Consider the following 13,508-nt stretch of genomic DNA (forward strand, 5'->3'; position numbering starts at 1 on the left):
GAGTGTAGGCGGCGGTCACGCCTTCACGCCGCCGGCGGTGAGGCCGGAGACGATCCACTTCTGGAAGATGAGCACCATGATCACCAGCGGAATGGTGACCAGGGCGCCGGCGGCCATCGTCGCCGCGTACGGGTACTCGAACGCCGACGGGCCGGTGAATCGCGCGATGGCCACGGTGACCGGCTCGGTGGCGGTGTTGGACAACTGGCGGGCGAGCATGAATTCATTCCACGTGGCCACGAACGCCAGGATCGCGGTGGTGAACAGCGCCGGGGTGGCCAGCGGCAGGATGACCATGCGGAACGCCTGGCCGCGGGTGGCGCCGTCGACGCGGGCGGCCTCTTCGAGCTCCCAGGGGAGGTCGCGGAAGAAGCTGGTCAGCGTGTACACGGTCAGCGGCAGCACGAAGGAGATGTTGGGGATGATCAGCGCCTGATAGGTGCCGATCCACTTCAGCTCGCCGAAGAGCTGGAACAGCGGCGTCACCAGCGCGATGCCCGGGAACATCGACGCCGCGAGGATGATGCCGGTGACGAACCCCTTGCCGGGGAAGTCCATCCGGGCCAGCGCGTAGGCGGTGAACACGCCGACGGCCAGCGCCACCAGCGTCGTCGCGCCGCCGATGATCAGCGAGTTGATGATCGCCCCGAGGAAGTCGTTGCCCTTGTCGGTGGCCAGGGCGTCCTCGAAGTTCTGCAGCGTCACGTGCGTGAACCACGGGGTGGTGTCGAAGGTGTGCGCCGAGTCGCGCAGCGCGGTGACCAACATCCAGTAGAACGGCGCCAGGCCCCACACGAGGATGAGGATCACGGCCAGGTAGTTGCCGGCCCAGGAACGGATGCGCTTGCCGGCGGTCATTTCGCCACCTCCGGGATCTCGGCCTTCTCGGTTTCTTCCGCCTCAGTCTCTTCCGCGGCTGCGGCCTTCTTTCTGTGCTTCATCCCCCGGGAGCCGGATACGTCGGCGCCGAGGAAGCGGATCATCACGAACGCGACGCCGAAGATGAGCAGGAACACCAGCGTCGACAGGGCCGACGAGGAATTGAAGTTGCCCTGCCGCATGTCCTCGACGACCAGCTGCGAAATGGTGGCGGTCGGCGAGTTCGACGACGACGAGATCATGATCACCGGCAGGTCGTACATGCGCAGCGCGTCGAGGGTGCGGAACAGCACCGCCACCATCAGCGCCGGCTTGACCAGCGGGAGCGTGATGTGGAGGAACCGCTGCCACGTGGTGGCGCCGTCGACGCGGGCGGCTTCGTGGACGTCCTTGGGGATCATCTGCAGGCCGGCGAGGATGAGCAGCGCCATGAACGGCGCCGTCTTCCACACGTCGGCGACGATCACCGCCGACCGCGCCGCCCACGGGTCGGTGGTCCAGCGGATCGCCTCATCGGTGAAGGGCGACAGGATCTTGTTGGCGATGCCGTAGTCGGCGAAGATGAACTGCCACAGCTTGGCGGTCACCGCGGTCGGGATGGCCCAGGGGATGAGCACCGCCGCGCGCAGCATGCCGCGCCCGGCGAAATCCCGCGCCATGATCAGCGCCATGCCCAACCCCAGCAGGGTCTCCAGGGACACGGTGACCACGGCGAAGAACAGCGTGATGCCCACCGCGGGCCAGAAGTCCGTGGACAGGGTGCCCGGGGCACAGGTTCCCACGGTGCCGTCGGAAAGCATGCAGCGCTGCGTCAGCCAGTACAGGTAGTGCTGGAAGCCTGCGAAGCCGCCCTCGACGAACATGCCCGTGGACGGGTCGAGGTGGCGGTCGGCCTGGAAGGACAGCCAGATCGCGCGGAGGATCGGGTAGCCGATGACCACCGCCAGCACCGCCAGCGCTGGGCCGACCAGCCACAGGGCCTTCAGCTTCGACTTCGGGCGGGTGCGGGCCCTGCCGCCGCCGGGCTTCCCGGCGCTGTCCGGCGGCACCGGGTTGCGGTGCTTGCCGACGGTCGACGTGGACACGCTCGACTCTCCTTCGATCGTGGAACGGGCCCCGGGCAGGAGCGGGGCCCGCGGGCGTTGCTGATGCGCGGGCGGTGCTGGTTCGCGGTGCCCGTTCGCGGTGCTAGTTGGAGGCCTGCTCCAGGGCGGCCTTCATGTCGGTGATCGCCTGGTCGACGTCCTTCGTGCCGTTGATGGCGGCGTAGGCGTTGTCCTGGACGGCCTTGGACATGGCGGCGTAGTACGGGGACACCGGGCGCGGCTTGGCGTTTTCCAGCGACTCCTTCAGCGCGGGCAGGTACGGGAACTTCTCCACCAGGACCTCATCGTCGTAGATGGAGGCCAGCACCGGCGGGAAGGACTCCTCGGCGAAGCCCATCTGGCTCTCCTCGGAGATGACGAACTCGATGAAGTCGCGGGCCGTGGCCTTGTTCTCCGAGTGGGCGTTGATGCCGTTGTTGTAGCCGCCCAGCGTGGACACGCCCGTGCCCTCGGGGCCGACCAGTGGGGTGACCTCGAACTTGCCGGCCACCGGGGTCTCGTCGGCGGCGTCAAACATGTACGGCCAGTTCACGGCGTACGCGGACTGCTCGTTGGTGAAGGCCTGCATGGTCTCCTCCTCCGTCGCGCCCGTGGACTCCTTGGTGACGGTGCCGTCGCCGTAGGCGTCGACCAGCGCCTGCAGGCCGGCCTTGGCCTCCGGGGTGTCGACCGTGACGTTGCCCTGGTCGTCGATGAGGGAACCGCCCCAGGCGTGGATGGCGTCGAGGGTGTTGACGCTCAGGCCCTCGTACTGCGACAGCTGCAGCGTCAGGCAGCCCTTGTCCTCCGGCAGCGCCTCACACGAGGAGCGCAGGCCATCCCAGTTCTCCGGGGCCTCCGGGACCAGCTCGGTGTTGCGGTAGAGCAGCTGGCCGTTGGTGTTCTGCGGCACGGCGAAGACGGTGCCGTTGTAGGTGGCGGAGTCCACGGCCGGCTGGAGCAGGCCGGAGGTGTCGACCTCCATGGCATCCTGCAGCGGCACGAGGTAGCCGTTGGCGGCAAACTCGGCGGTCCACGTGACGTCGAGCGCCATGACGTCGAACTCGCCGGAGGACGCCTCGAGCGACTGGACCAGCGTCTCGCGCTGGGCGTCGGCCTCGCCGGCGAGCTCGTGGACGCTGACCTGCTCCTCGGGCTTCTCGGCGTTCCAGCGCTCGGCGATCTTCTGGACCTTCTCGATGTCGTTCTTGCCCATCGCGAAGGTGATCGGGCCGCGGGCGTCCTGGCCCTCGTTGGCCGCCGCGTTGCCGGCGCCGCCCTCGTCGTCGGAGGAGCAACCGGCCAGGACCAGGCCGGAGACGGCCAGACCTGCCAGGAGAGACTTGCGGAATGAGACCATGATGGTCGTCCTTTCGTGTCCGTGAACGTCCCCGGCAATCGGGGGTTGTGGTCGAGTCTAAATGTTATGTGGGGCGAATCACAGGGTTGTTTAAGGTGCGGCGATTGGGTAAGTGCCGGTCAGTTCAGCCGCCCGCCCGACTCCGCATCGAAGAGGTGCAGCTTGCCCGGATCGGCGACGAGCGTGACGCGGGTGCCCACCGGGGGAGCGGTGCCATCGCCGACGCGGGCGATGAGGGGCTCGGATGTCCCGTTGGTGTGGGCGTAGACGTAGGAATCGGCGCCGAGCTCCTCCACGAGCGCGACGGTCGCGGCAATGCCCCGCGTACCGGCCCCCGCGCCGCCACCCAGCGTCGTGTCCTCCGGCCGCACGCCGACGATGATCTCGCCGGACGCGCCCGCCGACCCACCGGCGACGGCGGCATCGACGGGGATGCGCTGGTCGCCGAGGACCACCGCACCGTCGTCAAGCCGGGCCCGCAACAGATTCATCGACGGAGAACCGATGAAACCCGCGACGAACACGTTCGCCGGCCGGGCGTACAGCTCCTTCGGCGGCGCGACCTGCTGCAGAATGCCCGCATCGAGCACCGCCACGCGATCGCCCATGGTCATCGCCTCGACCTGGTCGTGGGTGACGTAGACCGTGGTCACGCCCAACTCGCGCTGGAGCGCGGCGACCTGGGTGCGCGTCTGCACGCGCAGCTTCGCGTCGAGGTTCGACAGCGGCTCGTCCATGAGGAACACCTGCGGCTCGCGCACGATCGCCCGCCCCATGGCCACGCGCTGGCGCTGGCCGCCCGACAGATCCTTCGGCTTGCGGTCCAGATACGGGGTCAGGTCCAGCATCTCGGCGGCCTTCTCCACCCGGGCATTGCGCTCGGCCTTGCCCACCTTCGCCAGCTTCAGCGCGAAACCCATGTTCTCGCGCACCGACATGTGCGGGTACAGGGCGTAATTCTGGAACACCATCGCGATGTCCCGGTCCTTCGGATCCTCGTGCGTGACGTCGCGGCCATCGATGAGGACCCGTCCCGCCGTCACCTCCTCCAACCCCGCGAGCATGCGCAACGAGGTGGACTTGCCGCAGCCCGACGGGCCGACGAGCACCAGGAACTCCCCGTCCGCGATGTCCAGGTCGAGGTCCTTCACCGTGGGCGCATCCGCGCCGGGATACGTGAGCTGCACTCGTTCGAAAGTGACGGTCGCCATGGATTCAAGCTAGCAGAGGCATCGGATGAGCTTTCCCGGTTTTCGACTCCGCCGCCGCGCGCCGCTGACGCGCGCCGCCGCGCGCGCTGCCACCGCCCGGCACCGGATCTCATACCCGGGGCCGATGGCGCCGCCGCGCCGCCGCGCTAGTTTTGGGGCATGCCAGGTCCGACCCCCGGCCGCCCCAGCCACGCCAGCCACGCCGACCAAGCCAGCCACTTGCCCAGCCCCGACCCAGCCACTGCCCCTGCCACCGCCACCGCCACCGCCACCGCCGACGACGGCCCCGGGCCGTCGCGCCGGGGCGTGGCCGTCGACGCGGTCATCGCCGCCGCGGTGATGTTCTTCGCCACGACCATGGACACCGACTTCCTCTACGCGCCGCCGGTGACCATGCCCGGCCAGGAGCTTCCCCCGTCGTGGCTGCGGTGGGTGCTCGTCGGGTGGGCGCTGGCCGTCTGGGCGGTGCTGGCGGTGCGCAGGCGCGTCCCGGGCGTCGCCAACGTCGCTCTGCCGGTGCTGCTGGCGGTGCATCTGGCGGCGCTGCCGACGGGGTACGCGTCCTTCGTGGTCACCGCGTTCACGGTCCATCACCTGGGCCGGTTCGTGCCGCGCAAGTGGTTCATCCCGGTCTGGGGCGCCGTGGCCGCGGGCGTGCTCGTCGCGCTGACCACGCGCTCGGAGTACCTCATGGTCCAGCCGGAGGTCGGTCTCGCGCTGACGCCGGTGGCGCTGGCGGTACTGGGCTTCTTCTGGATGCTCGGCCTCAACGGCCGCCGCCGCGACCAGGAGCTGCTGGCGCTCCGTGACCGCGCCGAGCTCGCCGCCATCGCCGAGCGCACCCGCATCGCCCGCGAGATGCACGACATCGTCGCCCATTCCCTCACCGCCGTCATCGCGCAGGCCGACGGTGGCCGTTTCATCGCTGCGAAGCACCCCGACAAGGCCGTCGAGGCCCTGGAGAACATCGCCTCGACCGCCCGCGATTCGCTGGGGCAGATGCGCCAGTTGCTGTCGGTGCTCCGGGACCCCGCCGATGCGGGGACCTCCGGCTCGCTTGACGACGACCCCGCCCCCTCCCACATCACCGCCCCCTCCGATCCAACCGACGTGCCACCGGTGCCGTACACGCCGATGCCCGGCTTGGACGCGCTGCCGCAGCTCGTCGCCGAATCGACCCGGTCCGGGTTGCGGGTGCGCATGTCGGAGGAGGGCGAGCGCCCCGCGGTCGGGGCGACGATGCAGCTGACGATCTACCGGATCGTCCAGGAGTCGCTGACCAACGCGCTCAAGCACGCCGGCCAGGTCGCCGTCGAGGTGGTCCTGGAGTGGGGCAAGCGCGGCTGCACCGTCACGGTGCGCAATGAGGCGGGGCCGGGGAACGTTGAGGTGGAGGCGTCGCAAAGCAATGGCGGTACACCCCGCATCGGCCGGGGAATCACCGGCATGCGCGAGCGCGTGGCGCTGCACGGCGGCACGCTGGACGTCGACGATGAACCGGGCGGATTCACCGTGACCGCGCGGCTGCCGAAGGGATGAACGTGATGGACGAGCGGGATAAGCGGGCTGACGGGATGGGCGAGGGGCCGATCACCGTGGCGCTGGTCGACGACCAGGCGCTGGTCAGGGCGGGTTTCGCCATGGTCGTGGATTCGCAGGATGACATGGAGGTCGCCTGGCAGGCCGACGACGGGGCGGCCGCCGTGGATCGCGCAGCGGCGGAGGTGCCGGACGTGATCCTCATGGACATCCGCATGCCCGGGCTCGACGGGATCGAGGCGACGCGGCGGATCCTCGGCGAGGTCGGGGATGGGGTCGGAGTCGGGGCCGGGGTTGGGGGCCGGGATGGTGGGAATGGCGGCGCGCCGCGGATCCTCGTGCTGACCACCTTCGACGTCGACGAATACGTCACCGACGCCATCGCGGCCGGGGCTTCCGGGTTCCTGCTCAAGGACGCCGCGCCCGAGGAGCTGCTCGCCGCCATCCGCGACGTGGCGGCCGGCGATTCGGCCCTGTCCGCGAGGTCGGCGGCGCGGCTGATCGCGCAGGTCCGGCCGATGCTCGGGCAGGGCGCGCCGGGCGGAGCGGGGAGTGCCGCCAGCCAATCCGGGATGGGCGGCGGATTCGGGGGCGAGGGGTCGTCGTCAAGCGAGGTCGTGGGGGAGGCGCGCACCCGCGACGACCTGCCCGACCCGCTGACGCTGCGCGAGGAGGAGATTCTGCGGCTCATCGCGATGGGCCGGACGAACGCGGAGATTGCCGAGGAACTGTTCATCGCGATGCCGACCGTGAAGACGCACGTCGGGCGCGTGCTCATGAAAACCGGCGCCCGCGACCGCGTCCACGCCGTCCTGTTCGCGCTGAGCACCGGGCGCGTCGGCGTCGGCGAGCTGGAGTAGGGCGGGGCGGGGCTCGTGCTTGACGACGACGCCGCGCACCCGCTTGCGCCTTCGTACGTGCGGTCGGTAGGGCGTTGGGTGGGTTCGGTGGTGGGTCAATTTCGACGCCCGTCCGAAAAGTACAGTGACGGGTGTAGCGAACGGGGTTAGTGCAGTTGGGGAAGAGTTTTTCCGCCAAATCCGTTGTCGCACAAGCGTTTCATGGGGCGCGGTGAGCGCAAGTCGAAATATTCCCCGTTTAGTACTGGCGTACGACGTGGAGTGCGCTTAGCTTCGGGGGCATGAACTCGCCAGCCGGATGCGCCGCCGATCTCCTCGGCGCCATCGATGCACTCGCGGAGGCCGCCACCGTGGCGTGCGGCGCGTGGGACCGGTTGGCCGGGGATCAGCGCGAGGCCGCGTACCGGAAGCTCGACGATGCGCGGAAGGTGCTGGCGGTCATCGACGCCGAGTACCTGCAGGCCCGGTGCGATGATTCGCCGATCGCGGAGTCGAAGATGGCGGCGGTGGTGGCCCATGCCCAGCACATCAGCCGGGCGGAGGCGCGGCGGCGCCAGGCCTGTTACCGGCGGCTGACGCCGGGGCATGCGGCCCCGGGGTGCGCGAAGGCGGGGCGTGCGGCCAATGAGGCGTACATGCCGTGCGTGCGGGAAAAGGTGGAGGCCGGGGTCATCGGAGCCGATGCGGTGGAGAAGATCGACCGGGTGCTGCGTGGTTTCCCCAAGTCGGTTCAGGCCGAGCTGACGGCCGCGGCGGATCCCCACATTGCGGAGTTGGTCGAGCATGTGGAGGTCGATGATCTCGACCACCTGGCGCCGATGCTGCGGGCGATGCTGGGCATCGATGACCCGTACACCGATGCCGACCGCAAGCGTGCCCGTGACGTTCGCGTCGGCGTGCAGGGCCACGATGGGATGAGCAAGATCTCCGGCTGGCTGACGCCGCACCTGGCGGCGATTCTCAAGCGATTGGCCGCGGACCATGGTCGGCCGGGCGGCCTGTTGGACGAGGGCGCCCGCGATGAGCGCAGCCCGGGCCAGCGGATGCACGACGCGCTGGAAGCGGCATTGGCCGCGGGCTTCGGTAAAGGTGCAGGGCCCGTGGACGACGGGCACCGTGCCACCGATGAGTGCACCGGCGCTTCAGGGGCCGCCGGTGCTGCCGGTTCCGGCGGTGAGCACGGGGCGAACGGAGGACACTCCGGTGCCACCGATGAGCACTGCGGTGTCACCGATTCAGACGGCGAGCAATCCGGAACGGCCGGCTACGACGAGGAACACGGCGTCACCGGTCCCGGCGTGGGCCCGGAGCCGATCATCGACGTCGACTTCGGTGCGCGGGCCGATACGGCCTTCGACCACACCATCGAGACAGCGGCCGATGAAGCACGTGATCCTCCCTGGAGGCGGGGCAGGCTGCAACCGGCCAGGGGCACGACGTCGATAGTGGTGGTGGCAACTCTCGATCAATTGGAGTCGATGAGCGGCATGGTGGTCTCGGATACCAACGTGCACATGTCCGTGGCCGAGGCCGTGGAGCATTGCGATGCCCGGAATCTGTTCCTGTCGGTGCTGGACTTCGAGGGGCAGCCGCTGTACCTGGGCCAGAACCGCCGGCGGGGATCATTGGCGCAGTATCTGTCATTGTTTGCGGCAGAGGGGATGAGCTCGGCACCGGGGTCGTCGGCACCTGCGGCGTGGTGCCACATCCACCACACGGAAGGTTGGCAGTACGGAGGTGACACCGACATCGATCTGTTGACGCTGGTGGATCCCAAGACCCATGCCAACGTCGACGATTCGAGAACAGACGAGGACAAGTGGTGGACGCGGAAGGGCGAGGGGCCCGGCGAGCCGCGGATCGTGTGGCAACCGCCGAAGGCACGGGACCCGAAGCGGGCGCCGAAAGAGAATCGGCACCCGGCGGGGTGGACCAACCCGGGACGGACGATGCGGCGGGAAGCGACGAAAAACCACGACGCGCAACACGACGCAGAAGGCGGACCGTAAGTCGCGACGCACAAGACGGACCGTAACCGGGGCCCCAGTTTGTCCACCCGCCGTGGGCATCAGCTCCGGCTCTCGTACCCGGGTATGACTCGGGTACCGCGAATCTCCCCATGGAAACCATCCCGTGGGGCGATTAGAAACGTGGGAGATCCCGCGACCATGGGGTCATGTTCGAAATCCAGAATCTGACCAAGTCCTACGGACGCCACCGCATCATCGACGACCTGACCTTCGCCGTCCCCGACGGCGCGGTCACCGGATTCCTCGGCCCCAACGGCTCCGGCAAGTCCACGACCATGCGCTGCATGCTCGGCCTCGACCGCATCGACCGCGGCGATGCCCTCATCGATGGACGGCCGCTGACCGGATACCGCGCACCGGCCCACATCGTCGGCGCGATGCTCGACGCCGGCTGGCTGAACCCCAAGCTCACCGCCCGCGGCCACCTCCGGTCGGTCGCCCGCTCCGCCGCCATCGACGGCGACCGCGTGGAGAAGTGCCTCGCGCTCGTCGGCCTCGAATCCGTCGGCGGCAAGCGCATCGGCGGCTTCTCGCTCGGCATGAAGCAGCGCCTCGGCCTGGCCACCGTGATGCTCGGCGACCCGGCGCACCTGGTGCTCGACGAACCGGTCAACGGGCTCGACCCCGACGGCATCCGGTGGATCCGCCGCTCCATCCGCGCCTTCGCCGACGAGGGCCGCGCAGTCCTCGTCTCCTCGCATCTGCTCTCCGAGATGGAGGTGACGGCCGACCGGCTGGTGATCATCGGCAAGGGACGGCTGATCGGGGAGTGGGACAAGCAGGAACTGCTCCGCGGCCACTCCTCGCTGGAAGAGGCCTACTGGTCAGTCGCCTCCGCCCACGCCGAATACGGCAGCGGTGACGGCCTCGACACGGCCGTCGCCTAAGTCGCCCCCGCCCGCACCCCACCGCAGGCAACACCTTCCTGAATCACCCCGCCCGCACCGCACCGCAGGCACCGCACCACCTTGCACCACACCGCACTCATTCCAAGGAGCGAAACCATGACCACGTCACCCGGCACCGCAACCCAGACCGGCCGCACCACCCAGGCCACCCGCATCTCAGACCGCACTACCCAGTCCACCCACACCACCCATCCCACCCCGACCTTCGCCGTCCCCGACGGCGCCGCCCCCGGCCCGCTGAATCTGCTCGGCGCGGAGCTGGGCAGGCTGCTCAATCTCCGCTCGACGTGGGGGTACATCGCCGCGATGCTGGCGTTCCTCGTCGGCTTGCCGGTGCTGATGTGGCTCGGCACGCGCGGCGGCCCCGCCGAGCTCATGTACGAGCCGACGTTCCCGCAGGTCCTGCTGGGCGCCGACATCGTGGTGATCATCGCCATGGTCTTCGCCGCCGCCGGCTCCGCCTCGGACATCTCGGGGCGCCGCGTCGCCTTCGGTTATCTCACCGCCGGCACCCGCCCCGGGGTCCACGTGGCCAGGCTCGCCGCGCAGGTCACCATCGTCGCCGCCACCATCCTCGCGGGCGTCGCCATCGCCTGCGGCCTCCTCGCCGCCGTCGGCGCGCTGGTCCCCGAGGACGCCGGCACGGCCGCGGCGACCATCGGCATTCTGCTGCTGTGGACGGCGATCGGATCGGCCGTCGGCATGCTCGTCCCCGTCACCGCCATCGCGGTGGGCCTGCCGATCGCCTGGATCATGGTCATCGAAATCGCCGTCAGCACCGTCCCCCTGGAGTTTCTGCGGACGCTGAGCACGTACCTGCCGTGGGTGTCGTCGCGCCAGCTCATCGGCATGATGGACATCGGCGTCACCGACCTCCACGCGGGCATCGTCCTCGCCGCCTGGTCGGTCGCCATCATCGGCGGGGGCATCCTCGTCGCCGCGCGCCGCGACGTGAAGTAGGTTCCGCCGCTCCGACTGGTCCCGCTCGGGCGGGCCCCATCAATCCGGTTGCTTGACGACGTCCCGGCCGCTACCCCAGCGGCCGGGCCTTCTCGATGTCGGCGATCCGCCCCATCCGCTCCTCGTCGCCGCCGCGCACGATCACCGCCGCCCCGCCCACGGACCATGCGGCCAGCACGCAGCGGATCCACTTGTCGGCAGACGGGCCACCGTCCCACCCGGCGGAAATGACGCGTGCGCCATCGTCCAGGCCAGCCTCTGCCGCGACCTCCCCGGCGCGGGCGGCGAGCTCGGCGGGCGCCAGGCCGTCGACAAGCACCTGCCCCGCATCCGGGCCCATGCCGATGTACCCGTCGGGGTGCAGGCGCACCTCCGGGCCGAAATCGACGACGCCCGGCGGGATCTCGCCGCCGGTCTCGACGACGCCGCGGCCGAAGACGTCATCGGTGACCGCCGCGAGGTAGGCGTCGGGGAACTTCTCCTCCCACTCCGACAACTTGCCCACGGTGGTGAACACCACCAGCGGATCCTCGTCGCTGAGCTCCACGCCCGCGCGCTCGGCGCCGACGACGATGCACGCGGCCTGCCAGATCGGCGGCAAATCGATCCAGGCGGAATCCCCCGGGTCGAGGTCGAACTCGTCGTGGAGCATGTTGGCGATCTTCGACGCCCAGTTGTCCAGCGTGGTGGCGCTCAAATCGGTGCGGCCACCAGTGGTTTCGTCGTAGCAGGTGAGGCGGGGGACGGATGGATCGGCGGACAGGAGTTCCTTGAGCAGTTCCACGCCACCAAGGGTAGCGGCGAACCAGGAAAGGGCGGCGGGCTCAGGTGTCAGGCTCCGGCGGCGGCGCCAGCTTCGCCACGGGCGGCGGGCTCAGGTGGCGGGCCCCGGCGGCCCCGGCCCCTATCCCAGCAGCAGCGCGATGACGAGCACCACCGGCACGCACGCCAGCGTGGTCACCACGGCCGAGTCGCGGGCCTGGATGGTGCCGCGCCCGAACCACGACGAGAAGGTGTACACGTTCTGCGCCGTGGGCAGCGCCGCGATGACGACGGCGGCCAGCAGCGCGTGGCTCTCCATGCCCAGCAGCACCGACGCGATGAACCACGCAGCCAGCGGCTGGCCCAGGTTCTTCAGCACCGACGACACGGCGATCGCCCTCCGCGGCGCCGTCCCCTTGCGCAGTACCGCCGCGCCGTGCAGCCCGATGCCGAACGCCAGCAGCGCCATGGGCACGGCCGCCTGGCCGAGGAGGCCGATGGGGTGGGCGAGGACCGTCGGCAAGCCCCCGGGCAGCGCGCCCGCGGCCAGGCCCAGGGCGGCGCCGACGAAGATGGGGTTCTTCAGCGGCGTCGCCAGCGTGCGCCGCAGGACGAGGCGCCCGTGCCGGGCCGTCATGATGTCCAGCACCGTCAGGCAGATCGGCGCGTAGAACGCGATCTGGAAAATCAGCGCCGGCACGATCGCCGTTGCATCGTGCAGCACCGCCGTGGCGATGGGAATGCCCAAATTGGCCACGTTGTTGTAGCTCGCCGACATCGCGCCGACGACGCGCTCGGGCCCCCGCTGGCCCACGAGCGGCTTTGCGACGACCACGTACACCGCAGCCGTCGCCAGCGCCGACCCGGCCGCCACCACGAAAGCCTGCCCCAGCGCCGCACCCGTGTCCGACGTCGACAGCGTGTGCAGCAGCATGCACGGCATGGCCACCCAGTAGACGACCATGTTCAGGGCGTGGCCGCCGTTCTTGCCCAGCACGCCGCCGCGGCCGACGAGCCAGCCCAGCGCGATGATCAGCGCCACCGAGCCGAAGCCGGCGAGGATCTGCATCAGATCGGGCATGGGGGGCCTTTCGGGGTGAGGGGCGGCGGGGCTGGAAGAAGACGGGGCAGGGAGCGGGAAAAGGTTGGAGCGGGAATGGGGACGGGAGGCGGGCGAGGCGGGTGAGACGGCCGAGCATAGAAAACGGACCCGGTCGCCTCCCTGGGGAAGCGGACGCGGGTCCGTTTACGCTGTCATCGCATGTTCATCGTCATGCGGCCAGCGCGTGAATCAGCCTTGCGGCGGGTGTTCGATTGATCGGCTCCCGCCGACCAGCCGATTTAGCGGCTGGTGAACGGCAGGAGGGCCATCTCGCGGGCGTTCTTGACCGCGGTGGCGACCTGGCGCTGCTGCTGGGGGGTCAGGCCCGTCACGCGACGGGAGCGGATCTTGCCCCGGTCGGAGATGAACTGACGCAGCAGGTTGATGTCCTTGTAGTCGACCTTCTCAACGCCGGCGGCCTTGAGCGGGTTCTTCTTCGGGCGGCGGGACTGCTCCATCCGCGCCTTCTTGTTGCTGTGGTTGCGCTTCATGTGAGTGTCTCCCTCTTACCAGCTGGACTTACGGACGCCCGGGAGCTCGCCACGGTGGGCCATCTCACGGACGCGGACGCGGGACAGGCCGAACTTGCGCAGGTAACCACGCGGGCGGCCGTCGGCGGCGTCACGGTTGCGGACGCGGACCGGGGAGGCGTCGCGCGGCTGACGGTTCAGCTCGTACTGCGCCTCGGCACGATCCTCGTCGGAGGTGTTCGGGGACTTGATGATGGCCTTGAGCTCAGCGCGACGCTCGGCGTAGCGGGCGACGATCTCCTTGCGCTGCTCGTTCTTGGCGATCTTGGACTTCTTGGCCAT

13 protein-coding genes are annotated in these 13,508 nt (G+C 69.6%); 5 read left to right on the plus strand and 8 right to left on the minus strand.

All coding sequences use genetic code 11. The features are described from left to right. Positions 1-15: 15 nt before the first annotated feature. The 4 genes from ACFWGD_RS11820 to ACFWGD_RS11835 form a co-directional block, all read right to left on the minus strand. Positions 16-858, minus strand: coding sequence for a carbohydrate ABC transporter permease (locus ACFWGD_RS11820; protein WP_377778892.1), 843 nt, complete (start codon positions 856-858; stop codon positions 16-18). Further along, the gene (locus ACFWGD_RS11825) at positions 855-1,928 is read right to left on the minus strand and encodes a carbohydrate ABC transporter permease (RefSeq protein WP_377778920.1); all 1,074 of its coding nucleotides are present in this window, start codon (positions 1,926-1,928) and stop codon (positions 855-857) included. The genes ACFWGD_RS11820 and ACFWGD_RS11825 overlap by 4 nt, the downstream gene beginning before the upstream one ends. Before the next feature lie 139 nt (positions 1,929-2,067). After that, a complete protein-coding gene (locus ACFWGD_RS11830) occupies positions 2,068-3,324 on the minus strand; it encodes an ABC transporter substrate-binding protein (protein ID WP_377778893.1) in 1,257 nt (418 codons plus the stop codon). Between the two features lie 119 nt (positions 3,325-3,443). Continuing rightward, a complete protein-coding gene (locus tag ACFWGD_RS11835) occupies positions 3,444-4,535 on the minus strand; it encodes an ABC transporter ATP-binding protein (protein ID WP_377778894.1) in 1,092 nt (363 codons plus the stop codon). Between the two features lie 159 nt (positions 4,536-4,694). Here ACFWGD_RS11835 and ACFWGD_RS11840 point away from each other — a divergent pair, with 159 nt between their 5' ends. The 5 genes from ACFWGD_RS11840 to ACFWGD_RS11860 all read left to right on the plus strand — a co-directional run bounded on the left by ACFWGD_RS11840 (position 4,695) and on the right by ACFWGD_RS11860 (position 10,832). Then, positions 4,695-6,074, plus strand: a complete 1,380-nt coding sequence (locus tag ACFWGD_RS11840) for a histidine kinase (RefSeq protein ID WP_377778895.1) — start codon at positions 4,695-4,697, stop codon at positions 6,072-6,074. A gap of 5 nt (positions 6,075-6,079) precedes the next feature. After that, a complete protein-coding gene (locus ACFWGD_RS11845) occupies positions 6,080-6,934 on the plus strand; it encodes a response regulator (RefSeq protein ID WP_377778896.1) in 855 nt (284 codons plus the stop codon). A gap of 281 nt (positions 6,935-7,215) precedes the next feature. Beyond that, positions 7,216-8,943 carry a DUF222 domain-containing protein gene (locus tag ACFWGD_RS11850; protein WP_377778897.1) on the plus strand — a complete coding sequence of 576 codons (1,728 nt, stop codon included), beginning with the start codon at positions 7,216-7,218 and terminating at the stop codon, positions 8,941-8,943. 167 nt (positions 8,944-9,110) lie between these two features. Further along, entirely contained in the window at positions 9,111-9,851 is a 741-nt protein-coding gene (locus ACFWGD_RS11855) for an ATP-binding cassette domain-containing protein (RefSeq protein ID WP_377778898.1), read from the plus strand. A 117-nt stretch (positions 9,852-9,968) separates the two neighbouring features. Next, positions 9,969-10,832, plus strand: a complete 864-nt coding sequence (locus tag ACFWGD_RS11860) for a hypothetical protein (RefSeq protein WP_377778899.1) — start codon at positions 9,969-9,971, stop codon at positions 10,830-10,832. Between the two features lie 70 nt (positions 10,833-10,902). On the opposite strand, the gene ACFWGD_RS11865 is transcribed toward ACFWGD_RS11860, so the two are convergent. The 4 genes from ACFWGD_RS11865 to rpsN all read right to left on the minus strand — a co-directional run bounded on the left by ACFWGD_RS11865 (position 10,903) and on the right by rpsN (position 13,508). After that, complete coding sequence (locus ACFWGD_RS11865) at positions 10,903-11,616, minus strand: TIGR03089 family protein (RefSeq protein WP_377778900.1); 714 nt, start codon at positions 11,614-11,616, stop codon at positions 10,903-10,905. A 120-nt stretch (positions 11,617-11,736) separates the two neighbouring features. Beyond that, complete coding sequence (locus ACFWGD_RS11870) at positions 11,737-12,675, minus strand: AEC family transporter (RefSeq protein ID WP_377778901.1); 939 nt, start codon at positions 12,673-12,675, stop codon at positions 11,737-11,739. A 260-nt stretch (positions 12,676-12,935) separates the two neighbouring features. Continuing rightward, positions 12,936-13,187: a 30S ribosomal protein S18 gene (rpsR, locus tag ACFWGD_RS11875; protein ID WP_005511410.1), complete on the minus strand. Its 252-nt coding sequence runs from the start codon at positions 13,185-13,187 to the stop codon at positions 12,936-12,938. Between the two features lie 15 nt (positions 13,188-13,202). Further along, positions 13,203-13,508: a 30S ribosomal protein S14 gene (rpsN, locus tag ACFWGD_RS11880; RefSeq protein ID WP_046649899.1), complete on the minus strand. Its 306-nt coding sequence runs from the start codon at positions 13,506-13,508 to the stop codon at positions 13,203-13,205.

The organism is Corynebacterium sp. NPDC060344 (genome assembly GCF_042725215.1).
Classification (GTDB): Bacteria; Actinomycetota; Actinomycetes; order Mycobacteriales; family Mycobacteriaceae; genus Corynebacterium.